Origin of the sequence: Pseudomonas sp. P1.31, from assembly GCF_001269815.1 — a bacterium.
GTDB lineage: Bacteria > Pseudomonadota > Gammaproteobacteria > Pseudomonadales > Pseudomonadaceae > Aquipseudomonas > Aquipseudomonas rustica.
The window spans coordinates 209156-224587 of the sequence record NZ_LHVN01000027.1 but is presented as its reverse complement, the minus strand read 5'-3'; the positions used below and the strand labels follow the sequence as shown (position 1 = coordinate 224587).

Sequence of the window (15432 nt, the reverse complement as noted above, 5' to 3'; positions counted from 1 at the left end):
CGATCTTTTGATCTTGTTTTTGAAGATCCAGATCAAAAGATCGCAGCCTTCGGCAGCTCCTACATAGGATGCGGTTTAACGCTATAGATGACCGAACACCCGGCATTGCGCGACAATGCCGGCCAGTTTCAGGAGTAAATCATGAGTGAAATGATCGATACCCCGGTCGACGGCACCCTCGACGCCACCGGCCTTAACTGCCCGGAACCGGTAATGATGTTGCACCAGCACATCCGTGACCTGGTGCCCGGCGGCCTGCTCAAGGTGATTGCCACCGATCCGTCGACCCGTCGCGACATCCCGAAGTTCTGCGTGTTTCTCGACCATGAACTGGTCGGCCAACACGAAGAGGCCGGCACGTATCTGTACTGGATCCGCAAGAAACACGGCTGACTCCAAGACAAACGCATAACCAAATGTGGGAGCGGGCTTGCTCGCGAATGCGATGTACCAGTCACCATAAATATCGACTGTTACACCGCATTCGCGAGCAAGCCCGCTCCCACATTTTTACCTTGCGTCAGGCCTTAACCTGCCGAACGACTGATCCGAATCCGCTTGCGCGCACTGCGCGTCAGGCGGATCGACAGCATCAACGCCGCGCAGCTCAGGCCGACGATCAAACCCTGCCACAACCCGCTCGGGCCACGTGGCTCGCCGAGCCAGTCGGTCAGGCCGAGGGCGTAACCCACCGGCAAACCAATGCCCCAATACGCAAACAGCGTCAGAATCATCGTCACCCGAGTGTCCTGATAACCGCGCAGCGCACCGGCGGCAGTAACCTGAATCGCATCGGAAAACTGGAACAGCGCCGAGTACACAATCAGCATCGCCGCGATGTGAATCACCGTCGGGTCGGCGGTATAGATCGCCGCAATTGGCTCGCGCAGTAACAGCATCATGCTCGCCGACAGGCAGGCGTAGGCCAGCGCCGTGCCCATGCCGACGCCAGCAGCAAAACGCGCTTCACGCGGCTCTTCACGGCCCAATGCCTGACCGACCCGTACAGTCACGGCCATGCCCAGCGAATACGGAATCATGAACACCAGCGAGCTGACGTTCAGCGCAATCTGATGCCCGGCCACCACCGTGGCGCCGAGGCTGCCGATCAACAGAGCGATCACCGCAAAGATGCTCGATTCGGCAAACACCGCAATGCCAATCGGCAAACCAATCGCCAGTAAACGCTTGATCACCGCCCACTGCGGCCAGTCGAAACGGCTGAACAGTTCGCTCGAACGATAGGCCGGCGCCCAGCGCTCATAACCGGCCAGACCCAGCGCCATCACCCACATCACGATTGCCGTGGCCCAGCCGCAGCCGACGCCGCCCATCGCTGGCACGCCGAAGTGGCCATAGATGAAGATGTAGTTCAGCGGAATATTCAGCGCCAGACCGCACAGACCCAGCACCATCGCCGGGCGGGTTCGGCCGATGCCGTCACTGGTGCAACGCAGCACGTGATAAAACGCTACGGCCGGCAAACCACTGGCGATGCCGTGCAGGTATTGCATGCACGGGCCGATCAGCTCCGGGTCGACCTTCATCAGGTGCAGCACTGGTTCGGCGGCCACCAGCATCGCAGTCGCGATCAGGCCAACCACCAACGCCAGCCACAACGCCTGACGCACGATCGGGCCGATCTCGCTGTGCTTGCCGGCGCCAAAGCGCTGGGCGACTTTCGGCGTGGTGGCGAGCAGGGTGCCGGTCATTAACAGAAACACCGGCACCCAGATCGAGTTGCCCAATGCCACTGCCGCCAGATCCTTGGGCCCGACGCGCCCGGCCATCACCGCATCGACGAAGCCCATGGCCGTGGTCGCCAGCTGCGCGATGATGATCGGCAGCGCGAGGGCGAGCAGGTTTTTGAACTCCAGACGAATCCGCGCGGGGCGGGTCAGGGAGACGGCGACAGGTTGGTCAGTTACAGAATTCACAGGCAAAGCGTCCACAAAGGTTGATGCGCAAGGCGCCGCATTCTACGCGGCTGACGTTACAGTCAGGAAAAATCCTCTGTTGCGGATTTGTAATCGGGTAGGAGCTGCCGCAGGCTGCGATCTTTAGGTTTTTAAGATCACCATCAAAAGATCGCAGCCTGCGGCAGCTCCTACAGTTAAACTGCCGATCCGCCCAAGGAGCCCGCCATGCTGATTGTTGCCGACGAAAATATCCCGCTGCTCGATGCCTTTTTTGCCGGTTTCGGCGAAATCCGCCGGGTGCCGGGCCGTTCCATTGACCGTGCGACGGTCGAGCAGGCCGATGTGTTGCTGGTGCGTTCGGTGACCAACGTCAACCGTGCGCTGCTTGAAGGCAGCAAAGTGCGTTTTGTCGGCACTTGCACCATCGGCACCGATCATCTGGATCTGGAGTATTTCAACGAGGCCGGCATCACCTGGTCCAGCGCGCCCGGCTGCAATGCCCGGGGCGTGGTCGACTATGTGCTCGGCAGCCTGATGACCCTCGCCGAAATCGAGGGTGTCGATCTGACTAAACGCACTTACGGGGTGATCGGCGCCGGTGAGGTTGGCGGTCGCCTGATCAATGTCCTCAAGGGCTTGGGCTGGAACGTCAAAGTCTGCGATCCGCCGCGTCAGGCAGCAGAGGGCGGCGATTACGTCAGCCTCGAACAGATCATCGAGCAGTGCGACGTGATCAGCCTGCACACTCCGTTGACCCGCAGCGGTGACGGCGCGACCTGGCATCTGTTCGATCAGCAGCGTTTGCAGCAACTCAAACCCGGCGCCTGGCTGATCAACGCCGCGCGCGGCCCGGTCGTGGATAACGCGGCCCTGCGCGAAGTGCTGCTGGAACGTGAAGACCTGCAAGCAGTGCTGGATGTCTGGGAAGCAGAACCAGAAGTCGATGTCGAACTGGCCGAACTCTGCGTGCTGGCAACACCGCACATTGCCGGCTACAGCCTTGATGGCAAGCAACGCGGCACCGCACAGATCTATCAGGCGTACTGCGAGTTCATCGGCCAGCCTGCGAACATTCAGCTCAGCGACTTGCTGCCGGCACCGTGGCTGTCGGAAGTTTCCCTGCACGCTGACAGCGATCCGGCGTGGGCGCTGGCGATGTTGTGCCGTGGCGTGTACGACCCGCGCCGCGATGATGCGGATTTCCGCCGCAGCCTTGTAGGCAACGTCGCTGAGCAGCGTGCGGCGTTTGATGTGTTGCGCAAACAGTATCCGGTGCGGCGCGAGATTGAAGGGCTGAAAGTGCGGATTGAAGGGGCGTCGCCGGTGTTGCGGCAGATTGTGGCGGCGCTGGGTGCAATCCTAATCCCGTAACCTCACATAACCCCTGTAGGAGCTGCCGAAGGCTGCGATCTTTTGATCTTGCTTGTAAAAAACAACATCAAAAGATCGCAGCCTTCGGCAGCTCCTACACGGTCCGTCGGCGAATCCCTGACAGAAAAAACCCGGCCAAAATGGGGCCGGGTCAGGAAGACTGTGGCTATATCACTCTTGTTCGGCAGGCTTGACCAATCGCTTCTCCAGTTCGCTGCACGCTTGCTGGATCATGTCTTCAGTGATCGGTACTTCACGCCCATCCTTATCAATAATCGAGCAACCCAGAGGTTGGCCGGGCTTGGTGCGGATCACTTCAATCTTGTCATCGCTGCTGTGTTGCAAGGACATGGCCTGTCTCCTCATCAGGTTATTCGCCAAGGTTAAAACTGCCACGTGACCGGGCTGTTACAACGCCCTGCGGTCTGTCGGCGGCGGCATCTCCACTCAAACAGAAATGACCGCTCGTCTCAACCCGAACTTTAGACCAATAGCCTCTAGGCTCTAGTCGTCACGGGCATATTTAACCTGACTCATTGTGATTTACAGAGTTCCACCCCATTTCAGTGACTAGGCTGGCCCAATTCATCTGCGCAGATGTGAACCCGAATGATCTCGATGCTTTCCTCCCGACACCGGCGCGCCCTGCGTCTGACCAGCCATTTTCTCCTGCCCTATCGTTGGCAGGCCTTTGGCGCGCTGCTCGCATTGATCGTCACCGCCGGCATTACCTTGTCGATGGGGCAGGGCATCAAGCTGTTGGTCGATCAGGGTTTCATGACCCAGTCGCCGCATTTGCTCAACCAGTCGATTGGCCTGTTCATGCTGTTGGTCGTCGGACTGGCGATCGGCACCTTTGCCCGGTTTTATTGGGTGTCGTGGATTGGTGAGCGGGTTGTCGCGGACATTCGTCGCCAGGTGTTCAACCACTTGGTGTACCTGCATCCGGGGTTTTATGAGGACAACCGCAGCTCGGAAATCCAGTCGCGCCTTACCGCTGACACGACATTGCTGCAGTCGGTGATCGGTTCGTCGCTGTCGCTGTTTCTGCGCAATCTGCTGATGGTCATTGGCGGAGTTGTGCTGCTGTTCATCACTAACCCCAAACTCACCAGCATCGTGGTCATCGCGCTGCCGTTGGTTGTTGCGCCGATCCTGATTTTCGGCCGCCGTGTGCGCAATCTGTCGCGCCAGAGTCAGGATCGCATTGCCGACATTGGCAGTTACGTCTCCGAAACCCTTGGCCAGATCAAAACCGTGCAGGCCTACAACCATCAGGTGCAGGACGAGCATCGCTTTGCCTCGACGGTCGAGCAGGCTTTTGAAACGGCGCGTAAACGCATCTTCCAGCGTGCGTGGCTGATTACCCTGGTGATCGTGCTAGTGCTGGGCGCGGTCGCGGTGATGTTATGGGTCGGCGGCATGGACGTGATCGCCGGGAGAATTTCGGCGGGTGAACTGGCGGCATTTGTGTTTTACAGCCTGATCGTCGGCAGTGCTTTCGGCACACTGAGCGAAGTGATCGGCGAGCTGCAACGCGCTGCTGGCGCTGCCGAACGCATCGCCGAACTGCTGCGCTCGGAAAATATCATCCAGCCGCCCACCTCCGGGTTGGTGACGTTGCCTGAGCGCGTGCGCGGCGAGCTGGAGCTGCGGGATGTGCGTTTTTCCTACCCGTCGCGTCCAGAAAGCTACGCCGTCGATGGCTTGAATCTGACCGTCCGCGCGGGCGAAACCCTGGCGCTGGTAGGGCCGTCCGGCGCCGGGAAATCCACGGTGTACGATTTGTTGCTGCGATTTTACGACCCGCGCGAAGGACAAATTCTCCTCGATGGCGTGCCCTTGACCTGCCTCGATCCTCTGGATTTGCGCCGCTGCTTCGCCCTCGTCTCGCAAACGCCCGCGCTGTTCTTTGGCAGCGTCGAGGAAAACATTCGTTATGGCTGCCCGACGGCCACACTGGAGCAGGTCAAGGAAGCCGCGCGAATCGCCCACGCCCACGACTTCATCGAACAAATGCCAGACGGCTACCAAACCCACTTGGGCGACGGCGGCCTCGGCCTCTCCGGCGGCCAACGCCAACGTCTGGCCATCGCCCGGGCGCTGCTGGTGGACGCGCCAATCCTGCTGCTCGACGAAGCCACCAGCGCCCTCGACGCGCAAAGCGAACACTTGATCCAGCAAGCCTTGCCGAGCCTGATGCACAACCGCACGACGCTGGTGATTGCGCACCGTTTGGCCACAGTGATAAACGCCGACCGGATCGCCGTGATGGATCAGGGCAAATTGGTCGCGGTGGGGACACATCAGGAATTGATTGCCAGTAATCCGCTGTATGCACGGCTGGCGGCGTTGCAGTTTAGTGATGGTCAGGAAGCGTCTAAACAACACCTATGAATGATGAGCGCCCGTAGGAAATGCTTGGAGGGGACATGAGTGGTTACCAACCGCCGTTGAACCTGAACACTCGAATGGTTGCTGTGATCGCTAACATCAGCGAGCAAATCGGTCGGAAGCGGATCGGATGGCCGAATCGACACCCTTCGTCGAGTACATGCTTCAAGCCTTAAGTCTTGCGCTGCAAGAAGCAATCAGCAATGAGCCTTCAACCGACCAAGTAACCGACCAAGTAACCGACCAAGTAACCGACCAAGTAACCGACCAAGTAGCGATGTTGCTCGGCGTATTTGATGGGGCTGATCAACTGAGCGTAAACGAGCTCATGAGTAGCCTCGGGCTGGCTCACAAGGCAACATTTCGCGCGAACTATCTGAAACCCGCACTGGCTATTAAATTGATTGAAATGACCGACCCCGATTCGCCCAGGAGCCCTACGCAAAAGTATCGCCTGACTGAGCGGGGTAAAACGACAGCCTCCACATTCCTGTAGGAGCTGCCGCAGGCTGCGATCTTTTGATCTAAAAATGCCCGCATGAAAATGCGGGCATTTTATTTGGAGCAAGATCTAAAGATCGCAGCCTTCGGCAGCGCCTACAAGTCATTGGTCGTCGAAGTAGCGCTCATGCCAATCCACCAGCGGCTGTGGCGAGTTGAGTTTCTGCCCGTAGATCACCGAGTACGACAGTACGTTTTGCACGTACTGGCGGGTTTCGTCGAATGGGATGCTTTCCACCCAGACGTCGAAGCTCAGGTGATCGGCGCCGCGCAACCACTGGCGCACACGACCGGGGCCGGCGTTGTAGGCGGCGGAGGCGAGGACGCGGTTGCCGTTGAACTGGCTGTGCACCTGGCTTAGATAAGCTGCGCCGAGCTGGATGTTTTTGTCCGGATCGAGCACTTGTTGCGGCGAGGCCAGCGGAATGCTGAATTTGCGCGCGGTTTCCTTGGCGGTGGCGGGCATCAGTTGCATCAGGCCGCTGGCGCCGACGCCGGAGCGGGCGTCGTCCATGAAGGCGCTTTCCTGGCGAGTGATCGCGAACACCCAGCTAGAATGCAGGCCACGCACCTTGGCTTCACGCACGAGAGTTTCGCGGTGGGCCATCGGGAAGCGGATGTCCAGGTCGTCCCAATACTGCGCCTGACTGATGGTGCGGATCGCCGGGAAATACCATTTCAGGTCATAAGCCAGTTTTGCCTGCGCGACCATTTCGTCACGATTGAAATGACGGCTGACGTGGTACCACTCGCGGCGACCGTCGACGATCTGCCCGCGCGCATGGAATTCAAGCGCACGGCGTACGCCAGGCGTGTTGCGAACCTTGTTGATCAACGCCTGGCTCAGCACCAGTGGCTTGTTGTTCAACGAATACGGCGATTGCGAGCGGTCGGCGGCGAGGAAACCGTAGAAGTCACGTTCACGCGCCAGATTTTTGTACAGGGTCTGTGCTTCCGGGTTCTGCGGTTGCGCCAGTTCCAGGCTGCGCGCCTGCCAGTAACGCCAGCGGTTGGTGGTGGCGAGATCCTGCGGCAGACGCTTGGTCAGTTGGTAAGCATCGTCCCAACGCGCCAGACGCAACAGCAGACGCAAACGCCATTCGGACACGGTGTTGTCGCGCAGTTCCGGGTCGTATTTGGTCATCACGTCCAGCGCGCGGCTGTCGAAACGCCGGGCCAGGGTCAGGCCTATTTCCCGGGCGATCGCGACTTTTTCATCGCGGGAGAAATGCATGCTGCTGGCGTAACCATCGAGCAGCGCCATGGCCTTGTCCGGATCCTGACGGGCGAGGCGGCGCAGGCCGAGGCTGACCACGTCGGACATCGGTTCATCCGCCGGAGTGAAGCGCGATGGTTGGTTGAGCAACTCGGGTTTCTGCGCGACATCGACCAGCAACCGCCCGCGCGGGGCGAGGGTGGTCAGGCCGTTAACCAGACTGTTGGCGAGCGGATAGTTGCGCGCCTGAGCGGCGAGTTTGGTGCGCTCCCAGCGTTTCTGTTCGGTCAACTGGCCGTCAGCGGCCCAGATGCCGAACAGCGCGTCACACGCGGCGGGCTGCGATTTGCCGGTCAGCCAGAGCTTGTCGGCATTGGCATAACCTTCGGATTTTTTGTCGTGGGTGATCTGGTACTGCGCATTCAGGCAGTCCAGTTCGGTGAAGTTGAGCTTCGGGTCGTAGTACTTGACGAAGGTCGCCCAGTCGCCACGGTCGGCAAGCCAGCGCAACCAGCGCAGCTTCATCCAGTTGGCCTGGGGCAGGTCACCGTGCTCGGCGAGGAATTTCTCGATTTCCTCGTTGCTTGCGCTTTTCAGGCGCGCGGTCAATTCGTCATAAGCCAGATACGGTTCCAGCGGATAATCGGCCAGGGCCTGGCTGTAACGGAAATACGGGCCGGTGTCGCCTTTGGCCAAGGCGCGCTTGGCTTCATCGTAATACTGGCGTTGGGTGGACAGATCCACCGCCTGGGCGGATTGAACGGCAGCGGCGGTAAGTAGCAAGCAGGACAAAACACTGAAAAGGCGACTGCGCATGAGACATCCGGGCAGAGAAATCATGACAAGTGCCGACCTCGGTCAGCACTGAATTGTCTGTAGCTTAGCCTTTTGCCAGCGAGCGGCGAAAGCTTTGCGGGCCTCGCAGCACAAGTTCGCAACAATTGTTGTGCAGAGTGCTTCGACGGACAAATTGCCGGCCTGCTGTAGCCCTAAGTCAGGTAGAATGCGCGCCCGGTTTTTGGAGAAGCTCATGACCCTGCTCAAATTCAGCGATGTGTCCCTTGCGTTCGGCGCTATGCCGTTGTTGGACAAGGTGTCCTGGCAGATCGCCCGTGGTGAGCGGGTGTGCATCATCGGTCGCAACGGCACAGGCAAGTCCAGCATGATGAAGCTGGTCAAGGGCGATCAAAAGCCTGATGACGGCTCCGTGTGGCGTGCCCCCGGTCTGAAAATCGGCGAATTGCCGCAAGAATTGCCAGTGGCCGACGATCGGACGGTATTCGACGTGGTTGCTGAAGGCCTGGATGGTGTGGGCGCGTTGCTCGCCGAGTACCATCATTTGGCGCAGAACTGCGTTACTGAAGAAGACCTGAACAAGCTGATGCACGTTCAGCAAGACCTCGAAGCCCGTGATGGCTGGCGCTTGCAGACGTTGGTCGACAGCACCCTGAGCCGCCTGCAACTGCCGGCCGACAAGACCCTCGCCCAGTTGTCCGGCGGCTGGCGTCGTCGCGTGCTGCTGGCGCAGGCGCTGGTGTCCGAACCGGATCTGCTGCTGCTCGACGAACCGACCAACCACCTGGACATCGGTGCGATTGCCTGGCTCGAAGAAGCGCTGAAAGATTTCCAGGGTGCCGTGCTGTTCATCACGCACGACCGTTCCTTCCTGCAAAACCTTGCCACGCGCATCCTCGAACTGGATCGCGGCGGCCTGATCGACTGGAACGGCGACTACGCCAGTTTCCTCGTGCACAAAGAAGCCGCGCTGGCCGCTGAAGAAACCGCCAACGCGCTGTTCGACAAGAAACTGGCCCAGGAAGAAGTCTGGATCCGCCAGGGCATCAAGGCGCGCCGCACCCGTAACGAAGGCCGCGTGCGCGCCCTGAAAGCTTTGCGCGTTGAGCGCAGTGAGCGTCGTGAGCGCACCGGCAAGGCTAACATTCAGCTGGACACTGCCGACAAGTCCGGCAAGCAGGTGATGGTGCTCGAGAACGTGAGTTTCGCTCACCCGGGCGGCCCGTTCCTGATCAAGGATTTCTCGATGGTGCTGACGCGCGGCGACCGTATCGGTCTGCTCGGCGCTAACGGTACCGGCAAGACCACGCTGCTGAAACTGATGCTCAGCGGTCTGCAACCGACCAGCGGCAAAGTGGAAGAGGGTACGCGGATCGACGTGGCCTACTTCGATCAGTTGCGTCATCAACTGGATCTGGAAAAAACCGTTATCGACAACGTTGCCGAAGGTCGCGACTTCATCGATATCGACGGTCAGAGCCGCCACGTCCTGAGCTACCTCGGCGATTTCCTGTTCAGCCCGCAGCGTGCCCGCACGCCGGTCAAGGCGCTGTCGGGTGGTGAGCGCGCGCGTCTGTTGCTGGCCAAACTGTTCAGCAAACCGGCCAACCTGCTGGTGCTCGACGAACCGACCAACGACCTCGACGTGGAAACGCTGGAGCTGCTTGAAGAAGTGCTGCTGACGTTCAACGGCACCGTGCTGATGGTCAGCCACGACCGGGCATTCCTCGACAACGTGGTCACCAGCACTCTGGTCTTCGAAGGTGAAGGCAAGGTGCGTGAATACGTCGGCGGCTATCAGGATTGGATCCGTCAGGGCGGCTCGCCGCGTCTGCTGGGCGTGACTGAAAGCAAATCCGGCAAGGCTGACCTGAATTCGGCAGTGGTAACCGCTGAGCCAGCTGCGGTGGCTGAACCTGCCGCGACCGCCCCTGCGGCCAAGAAGAAGCTGAGCTACAAACTGCAGCGCGAGCTGGAAGCGTTGCCGGGCGACATCGACGCCAAAGAGCAGCAGATCGCTGCGGTGGAAGCTGAAATGGCGGATGCCGGTTTCTATCAGCGTCCTGCGGCTGAGACGGCCAAGGTGATTGCTTCTTTGGAGCAGTTGCACGCTGAGCTGGATGCGTTGATGGAGCGTTGGGCCGAGCTGGATGCCTGATTGATCCCGTAACAAAAAAGCCCGGCCTCATTTGCGTGAGGCCGGGCTTTTTGTAGGAGCTGCCGAAGGCTGCGATCTTTTGACTTTGTTTTTAAAAGGACAAGATCAAAAGATCGCAGCCTTCGGCAGCTCCTACACGGTTAGCGTTTAACCAGGTGGACAGCGAGCACATCGCAAGGCGCACCGTGCAGTACGTCGTTCGCAGTGGAGCCGAGCAACAAGGCCAGGCCATGACGACCATGGCTGCCAACCACAATCAGATCGCATTGCTGTTCCTTGGCGAAGTGGTGGATTTCCTGACGTGGCTGGCCATAGGTCAAATGGCAGTTGGCGCCTTCGAGCTCGGAGTATTTGAGCTTCAGGCGCTCCAGGCGCTCCTTGGCCTGATCGAACTGCTGTTGTTGCAGTTGTGACAGATCCATCGGCACGTCGCCGCCGAACGCCATGGCCATTGGTTCGACAATATGCACCAGCGACAGCTTGGCGCCGTTGCTCACCGATAGCTCACGGGCGCGGTGAATCACAGGGTCGCACTCTTCAGTCAGATCTACGGCGACCAGGATATGGGTGTAGGGCATGAGGTGCTCCTCGTGACGGTTCAATATTGTTAAGTATGGCTGGTTTCAAGCGCATTGGTTCCGAAGTGGAGCAATGGCTCATCAAAAATCGGGAGTAGAGATATGACGGTCTGGTTGGTGGTGTCAATCCTGTTGGTGGTTTTGAGTCCGCTGGCGTGGTTGCGTCCATCGCGTGCACAAAGCGGTCGCATCGCCCTGCGCATGGAGGCGCGCCGCATCGGTCTGGCCATGCAACTGGCGCCTCAGGAGTGGCCGCACTGGATGGCGCAAGAGCCGCCGAGCCCGTGCGCGCAATATCATCGGCCGCGCCGTGGCAAGCAGCCGGCGTGCTGGACGTATTGGCAGAAATCGCCGGGTGCGTGGGTCAATCAATGGCAGGAAGCCTGCGAAGATCCGGCGCTGCTTAATCATTTCGAAAAGTTGCCGGGCAACGTTTTCAAAGTCGAAGCCGACAAGCAGATGATCGCCTTGTATTGGGGTGAGAAGGGCGAAGCCTCGGTTTTGCTGGATATCGACGCGACTCTGAAAGCGCTGGCATGACGCGCGGACTTTTCCCACTGCAACGGTGGGGATCGTCCGGCAGACACGCATTAAAAAGCCCGACATGATTCATCGGGCTGGGTTGGCCAGGCAGGCCGGTAAATCTTTTTACAACGAATCTCGCTTGCAGCGTTCAGCGCTTTTCCCTGTAGTCCAGCCAGCGTAGCCTGTTAAACAAGGCTCGGCGCTAATTAGGGCGACTTTTCTAACTATTGATTCTATGAATGGCTTCTCATGCAGGCGCGTGTTGCCGGTCTGCATGGTGCGGAAATGACCGCAAAGTCGCATTTCAACCCGTATTTTGGGCGATTGACAATTGTCGGAAATTCCGTGAAGGTGACGTACCCAAATCAAACGGGCGTATGAATTGAGCGTTTGTCTTACTGACCGCTCCTACAGAATCCCGACTATCGCGTTGGCGGGTGTGCCGGGTGAATGGGTATCAGCAGTGACGAAGAAGCGTCCTGCCAAACCATTCGCTTGCGTCCGACGTGTACTGTTCAGCTTCCATATCGTGGAGATCAGTTGATGATTTACGAAGGTAAAGCCATCACGGTTAAAGCTCTTGAAAGTGGCATCGTCGAATTGAAATTCGACCTCAAGGGTGAGTCCGTCAACAAGTTCAACCGTCTTACCCTGAACGAACTGCGTCAGGCCGTAGACACCATCAAGGCAGATGCTTCGATCAAGGGCGTGATCGTCAGCAGTGGCAAGGACGTATTCATCGTCGGCGCCGACATCACCGAATTTGTCGAGAACTTCAAGCTGCCGGATGCCGAGCTGGTTGCTGGCAATCTCGAAGCCAACAAGATCTTCAGCGATTTCGAAGACCTCAATGTTCCGACCGTAGCGGCCATCAATGGCATCGCTCTGGGCGGTGGTCTGGAAATGTGCCTGGCGGCTGACTATCGCGTCATGTCGACCAAAGCCAAGATCGGTCTGCCGGAAGTCAAACTGGGCATCTACCCAGGCTTCGGCGGCACCGTGCGTCTGCCGCGCCTGATCGGTGTCGACAACGCTATCGAGTGGATTGCCTCCGGCAAGGAAAACCGCCCTGAAGACGCGCTGAAAGTCAGTGCCGTCGACGCTGTGGTTGCTCCGGAAAAACTGCAGGAAGCGGCTCTTGAACTGATCAAACGCGCCATCTCCGGCGAGTTCGATTACAAGGCCAAGCGTCAGCCGAAGCTGGATAAGCTCAAGCTGAACGCCATTGAACAAATGATGGCTTTCGAAACCGCCAAAGGTTTCGTTGCCGGTCAGGCTGGCCCGAACTACCCGGCGCCGGTTGAAGCGATCAAGACCATCCAGAAAGCCGCGAACTTCGGTCGTGACAAGGCGCTGGAAGTCGAAGCCGCCGGTTTCGTCAAACTGGCCAAGACCTCTGCTGCGCAGAGCTTGATCGGTCTGTTCCTGAACGATCAGGAGCTGAAGAAAAAGGCCAAGGCCTACGACGAAATCGCCAAAGACGTGAAGCAGGCTGCCGTACTCGGCGCAGGCATCATGGGTGGCGGTATCGCTTATCAGTCGGCCTCCAAAGGTACGCCGATCCTGATGAAGGACATCAACGAGCACGGTATCGAGCAGGGTCTGGCCGAAGCCGCCAAACTGCTGGTTGGCCGAGTTGATAAAGGTCGCATGACCGCTGCGAAAATGGCTGAAGTGCTCAACGCCATTCACCCAACCCTGTCCTACGGCGACTTCGGTCACGTCGATCTGGTTGTCGAAGCTGTTGTCGAGAACCCGAAGGTCAAGCAAGCCGTATTGGCTGAAGTTGAAGACAAGGTCAAAGAGGACACCATCCTCGCATCCAACACCTCGACCATTTCCATCAGCCTGCTGGCGAAAGCCCTCAAGCGTCCGGAAAACTTCGTCGGCATGCACTTCTTCAACCCGGTGCACATGATGCCGCTGGTAGAAGTGATCCGTGGCGAGAAGTCGAGTGAGCTGGCTGTTGCCACCACCGTTGCTTACGCCAAGAAAATGGGCAAGAACCCGATCGTCGTCAACGACTGCCCGGGCTTTCTGGTCAACCGCGTACTGTTCCCGTACTTCGGCGGTTTCGCCAAACTGGTCAGCGCCGGTGTGGACTTCGTCCGTATCGACAAGGTCATGGAAAAATTCGGCTGGCCAATGGGCCCGGCATACCTGATGGACGTGGTCGGCATCGACACCGGTCACCACGGTCGTGACGTAATGGCTGAAGGTTTCCCGGATCGCATGAAGGATGACCGTCGTTCGGCCATCGACGTGCTGTACGAGGCCAAGCGTCTGGGTCAGAAAAACGGCAAGGGCTTCTACGCCTACGAAGCCGACAAGAAAGGCAAGCAGAAGAAAGTCGCCGATCCATCGGTACTCGAAGTGCTCAAGCCGATCGTTTACGAGCAGCGCGAAGTCACTGACGAAGACATCATCAACTGGATGATGATCCCGCTGTGCCTGGAAACCGTGCGTTGCCTTGAAGACGGCATCGTTGAAACCGCCGCCGAAGCCGACATGGGTCTGGTCTACGGTATCGGTTTCCCTCCATTCCGTGGCGGTGCACTGCGCTACATCGATTCGATCGGTGTTGCCGAGTTCGTTGCCCTGGCTGACCAGTACGCTGATTTGGGCGCGCTGTACCACCCGACCGCGAAGCTGCGTGAAATGGCCAAAACCGGCCAACGGTTCTTCGGTTAAGCGTCCCAACTTTTGAGCGAGAGTGAAATTTTATGAGCTTGAATCCAAGAGACGTCGTGATTGTCGACTTCGGTCGTACTCCGATGGGCCGCTCCAAGGGCGGCATGCACCGCAACACCCGCGCCGAAGACATGTCGGCGCACCTGATCAGCAAACTGCTGGAACGCAACGTCAAGGTCGATCCGGCGGAAGTCGAAGACGTGATCTGGGGCTGCGTTAACCAGACCCTGGAGCAGGGCTGGAACATCGCGCGCATGGCGTCGCTGATGACCCAGATCCCGCACACTTCGGCCGGCCAGACCGTCAGCCGTCTGTGTGGCTCGTCGATGAGCGCGCTGCACACTGCTGCGCAAGCGATCATGACCGGTAACGGTGACGTGTTCGTGGTTGGTGGCGTCGAGCATATGGGCCACGTGAGCATGATGCACGGTGTCGATCCGAACCCGCACATGTCTCTGTACGCGGCGAAAGCCTCGGGCATGATGGGTCTGACCGCTGAAATGCTCGGCAAAATGCACGGCATCACTCGCGAGCAGCAAGATGCTTTCGGCGTGCGTTCCCACCAGTTGGCCCACAAGGCCACCGTGGAAGGCAAGTTCAAAGACGAAATCATCCCGATGCAGGGCTACGACGAGAACGGTTTCCTGAAACTGTTCGACTATGATGAAACCATTCGTCCGGAAACCACCCTGGAAAGTCTGGCGGCCCTCAAGCCTGCCTTCAATCCAAAGGGCGGCACCGTGACGGCGGGTACTTCGTCGCAGATCACCGATGGTGCTTCGTGCATGATCGTGATGTCGGCGCAGCGCGCACAAGATCTGGGTATCCAGCCAATGGCGGTTATCCGTTCGATGGCAGTGGCAGGTGTGGATCCGGCAATCATGGGCTATGGTCCAGTTCCGGCAACACAAAAAGCCCTGAAGCGTGCCGGTCTTGGCATCAACGATATCGACTTCTTCGAGCTCAACGAAGCTTTCGCTGCACAGGCTCTGCCAGTGCTGAAAGATCTGAAAGTACTCGACAAGATGAACGAGAAGGTTAACCTGCATGGCGGCGCGATCGCCCTGGGTCACCCGTTCGGTTGCTCCGGTGCCCGTATTTCCGGCACCTTGCTGAACGTGATGAAGCAGAATAGCGGCACCTTCGGGGTAGCCACTATGTGCATTGGTCTCGGCCAAGGCATCTCCACCGTCTTCGAACGCGTTTAAGCGTCTCGTCGATGGAAGCCGGGGCCAAGTGCCCCGGTTTTTGTTTTTCTGGATTTATTTTTGTTTTTATTTTGAA

At 58.7% G+C, this 15432-nt stretch carries 12 protein-coding genes; 8 read left to right on the top strand and 4 right to left on the bottom strand.

Translation table 11 applies throughout. From position 1 onward, the window contains the following. The first annotated feature begins 141 nt into the window (after positions 1–141). The gene (tusA, locus tag AD669_RS17805; RefSeq protein WP_053122112.1) at positions 142–393 is read left to right on the top strand and encodes a sulfurtransferase TusA; all 252 of its coding nucleotides are present in this window, start codon (positions 142–144) and stop codon (positions 391–393) included. 134 nt (positions 394–527) lie between these two features. Here the strand turns inward: tusA and AD669_RS17800 are convergent, their stop codons facing one another. Further along, positions 528–1937, bottom strand: coding sequence for an MATE family efflux transporter (locus AD669_RS17800; RefSeq protein ID WP_053122110.1), 1410 nt, complete (start codon positions 1935–1937; stop codon positions 528–530). Positions 1938–2144: 207 nt separating this feature from the next. On the opposite strand from AD669_RS17800, the gene pdxB reads away from it, so the two are divergent. Then, positions 2145–3290 carry a 4-phosphoerythronate dehydrogenase PdxB gene (gene pdxB, locus AD669_RS17795; RefSeq protein ID WP_053122108.1) on the top strand — a complete coding sequence of 382 codons (1146 nt, stop codon included), beginning with the start codon at positions 2145–2147 and terminating at the stop codon, positions 3288–3290. Positions 3291–3461: 171 nt separating this feature from the next. Here the strand turns inward: pdxB and AD669_RS17790 are convergent, their stop codons facing one another. Continuing rightward, positions 3462–3641 (bottom strand): PA1571 family protein, encoded by a 180-nt coding sequence (locus AD669_RS17790; RefSeq protein ID WP_053122106.1) that lies wholly within the window; start codon positions 3639–3641, stop codon positions 3462–3464. A gap of 258 nt (positions 3642–3899) precedes the next feature. Between AD669_RS17790 and AD669_RS17785 the strand changes: the two genes are divergently transcribed. Together AD669_RS17785 and AD669_RS17780 are read left to right on the top strand one after the other, a co-directional pair. After that, entirely contained in the window at positions 3900–5687 is a 1788-nt protein-coding gene (locus tag AD669_RS17785; RefSeq protein WP_172680131.1) for an ABC transporter transmembrane domain-containing protein, read from the top strand. A 127-nt stretch (positions 5688–5814) separates the two neighbouring features. After that, positions 5815–6180 carry a Fic family protein gene (locus AD669_RS17780; protein WP_053122102.1) on the top strand — a complete coding sequence of 122 codons (366 nt, stop codon included), beginning with the start codon at positions 5815–5817 and terminating at the stop codon, positions 6178–6180. A 108-nt stretch (positions 6181–6288) separates the two neighbouring features. On the opposite strand, the gene AD669_RS17775 is transcribed toward AD669_RS17780, so the two are convergent. Next, positions 6289–8217 (bottom strand): transglycosylase SLT domain-containing protein, encoded by a 1929-nt coding sequence (locus AD669_RS17775; protein WP_053122100.1) that lies wholly within the window; start codon positions 8215–8217, stop codon positions 6289–6291. Positions 8218–8431: 214 nt separating this feature from the next. On the opposite strand from AD669_RS17775, the gene AD669_RS17770 reads away from it, so the two are divergent. Then, the gene (locus AD669_RS17770) at positions 8432–10354 is read left to right on the top strand and encodes an ATP-binding cassette domain-containing protein (protein WP_053122098.1); all 1923 of its coding nucleotides are present in this window, start codon (positions 8432–8434) and stop codon (positions 10352–10354) included. 140 nt (positions 10355–10494) lie between these two features. Here the strand turns inward: AD669_RS17770 and AD669_RS17765 are convergent, their stop codons facing one another. Then, positions 10495–10932 carry a universal stress protein gene (locus AD669_RS17765; protein ID WP_053122097.1) on the bottom strand — a complete coding sequence of 146 codons (438 nt, stop codon included), beginning with the start codon at positions 10930–10932 and terminating at the stop codon, positions 10495–10497. A 102-nt stretch (positions 10933–11034) separates the two neighbouring features. Between AD669_RS17765 and AD669_RS17760 the strand changes: the two genes are divergently transcribed. The 3 genes from AD669_RS17760 to fadA all read left to right on the top strand — a co-directional run bounded on the left by AD669_RS17760 (position 11035) and on the right by fadA (position 15356). Next, complete coding sequence (locus tag AD669_RS17760) at positions 11035–11472, top strand: hypothetical protein (RefSeq protein ID WP_053122096.1); 438 nt, start codon at positions 11035–11037, stop codon at positions 11470–11472. 528 nt (positions 11473–12000) lie between these two features. Further along, a complete protein-coding gene (gene fadB, locus AD669_RS17755; protein ID WP_053122095.1) occupies positions 12001–14148 on the top strand; it encodes a fatty acid oxidation complex subunit alpha FadB in 2148 nt (715 codons plus the stop codon). A 32-nt stretch (positions 14149–14180) separates the two neighbouring features. Next, positions 14181–15356 (top strand): acetyl-CoA C-acyltransferase FadA, encoded by a 1176-nt coding sequence (fadA, locus tag AD669_RS17750; RefSeq protein ID WP_053122093.1) that lies wholly within the window; start codon positions 14181–14183, stop codon positions 15354–15356. Positions 15357–15432 lie beyond the last annotated feature (76 nt).

What these genes read in the sequence shown, in the direction of transcription:
- tusA (WP_053122112.1), top strand. Translation starts at nt 142, where the DNA reads ATGAGTGAAATGATCGATACCCCGGTCGACGGCACCCTCGACGCCACC.
- pdxB (WP_053122108.1), top strand. Translation starts at nt 2,145, where the DNA reads ATGCTGATTGTTGCCGACGAAAATATCCCGCTGCTCGATGCCTTTTTT.
- AD669_RS17790 (WP_053122106.1), bottom strand. Translation starts at nt 3,641, where the DNA reads ATGTCCTTGCAACACAGCAGCGATGACAAGATTGAAGTGATCCGCACC.
- AD669_RS17785 (WP_172680131.1), top strand. Translation starts at nt 3,900, where the DNA reads ATGATCTCGATGCTTTCCTCCCGACACCGGCGCGCCCTGCGTCTGACC.
- AD669_RS17780 (WP_053122102.1), top strand. Translation starts at nt 5,815, where the DNA reads ATGGCCGAATCGACACCCTTCGTCGAGTACATGCTTCAAGCCTTAAGT.
- AD669_RS17775 (WP_053122100.1), bottom strand. Translation starts at nt 8,217, where the DNA reads ATGCGCAGTCGCCTTTTCAGTGTTTTGTCCTGCTTGCTACTTACCGCC.
- AD669_RS17770 (WP_053122098.1), top strand. Translation starts at nt 8,432, where the DNA reads ATGACCCTGCTCAAATTCAGCGATGTGTCCCTTGCGTTCGGCGCTATG.
- AD669_RS17765 (WP_053122097.1), bottom strand. Translation starts at nt 10,932, where the DNA reads ATGCCCTACACCCATATCCTGGTCGCCGTAGATCTGACTGAAGAGTGC.
- AD669_RS17760 (WP_053122096.1), top strand. Translation starts at nt 11,035, where the DNA reads ATGACGGTCTGGTTGGTGGTGTCAATCCTGTTGGTGGTTTTGAGTCCG.
- fadB (WP_053122095.1), top strand. Translation starts at nt 12,001, where the DNA reads ATGATTTACGAAGGTAAAGCCATCACGGTTAAAGCTCTTGAAAGTGGC.
- fadA (WP_053122093.1), top strand. Translation starts at nt 14,181, where the DNA reads ATGAGCTTGAATCCAAGAGACGTCGTGATTGTCGACTTCGGTCGTACT.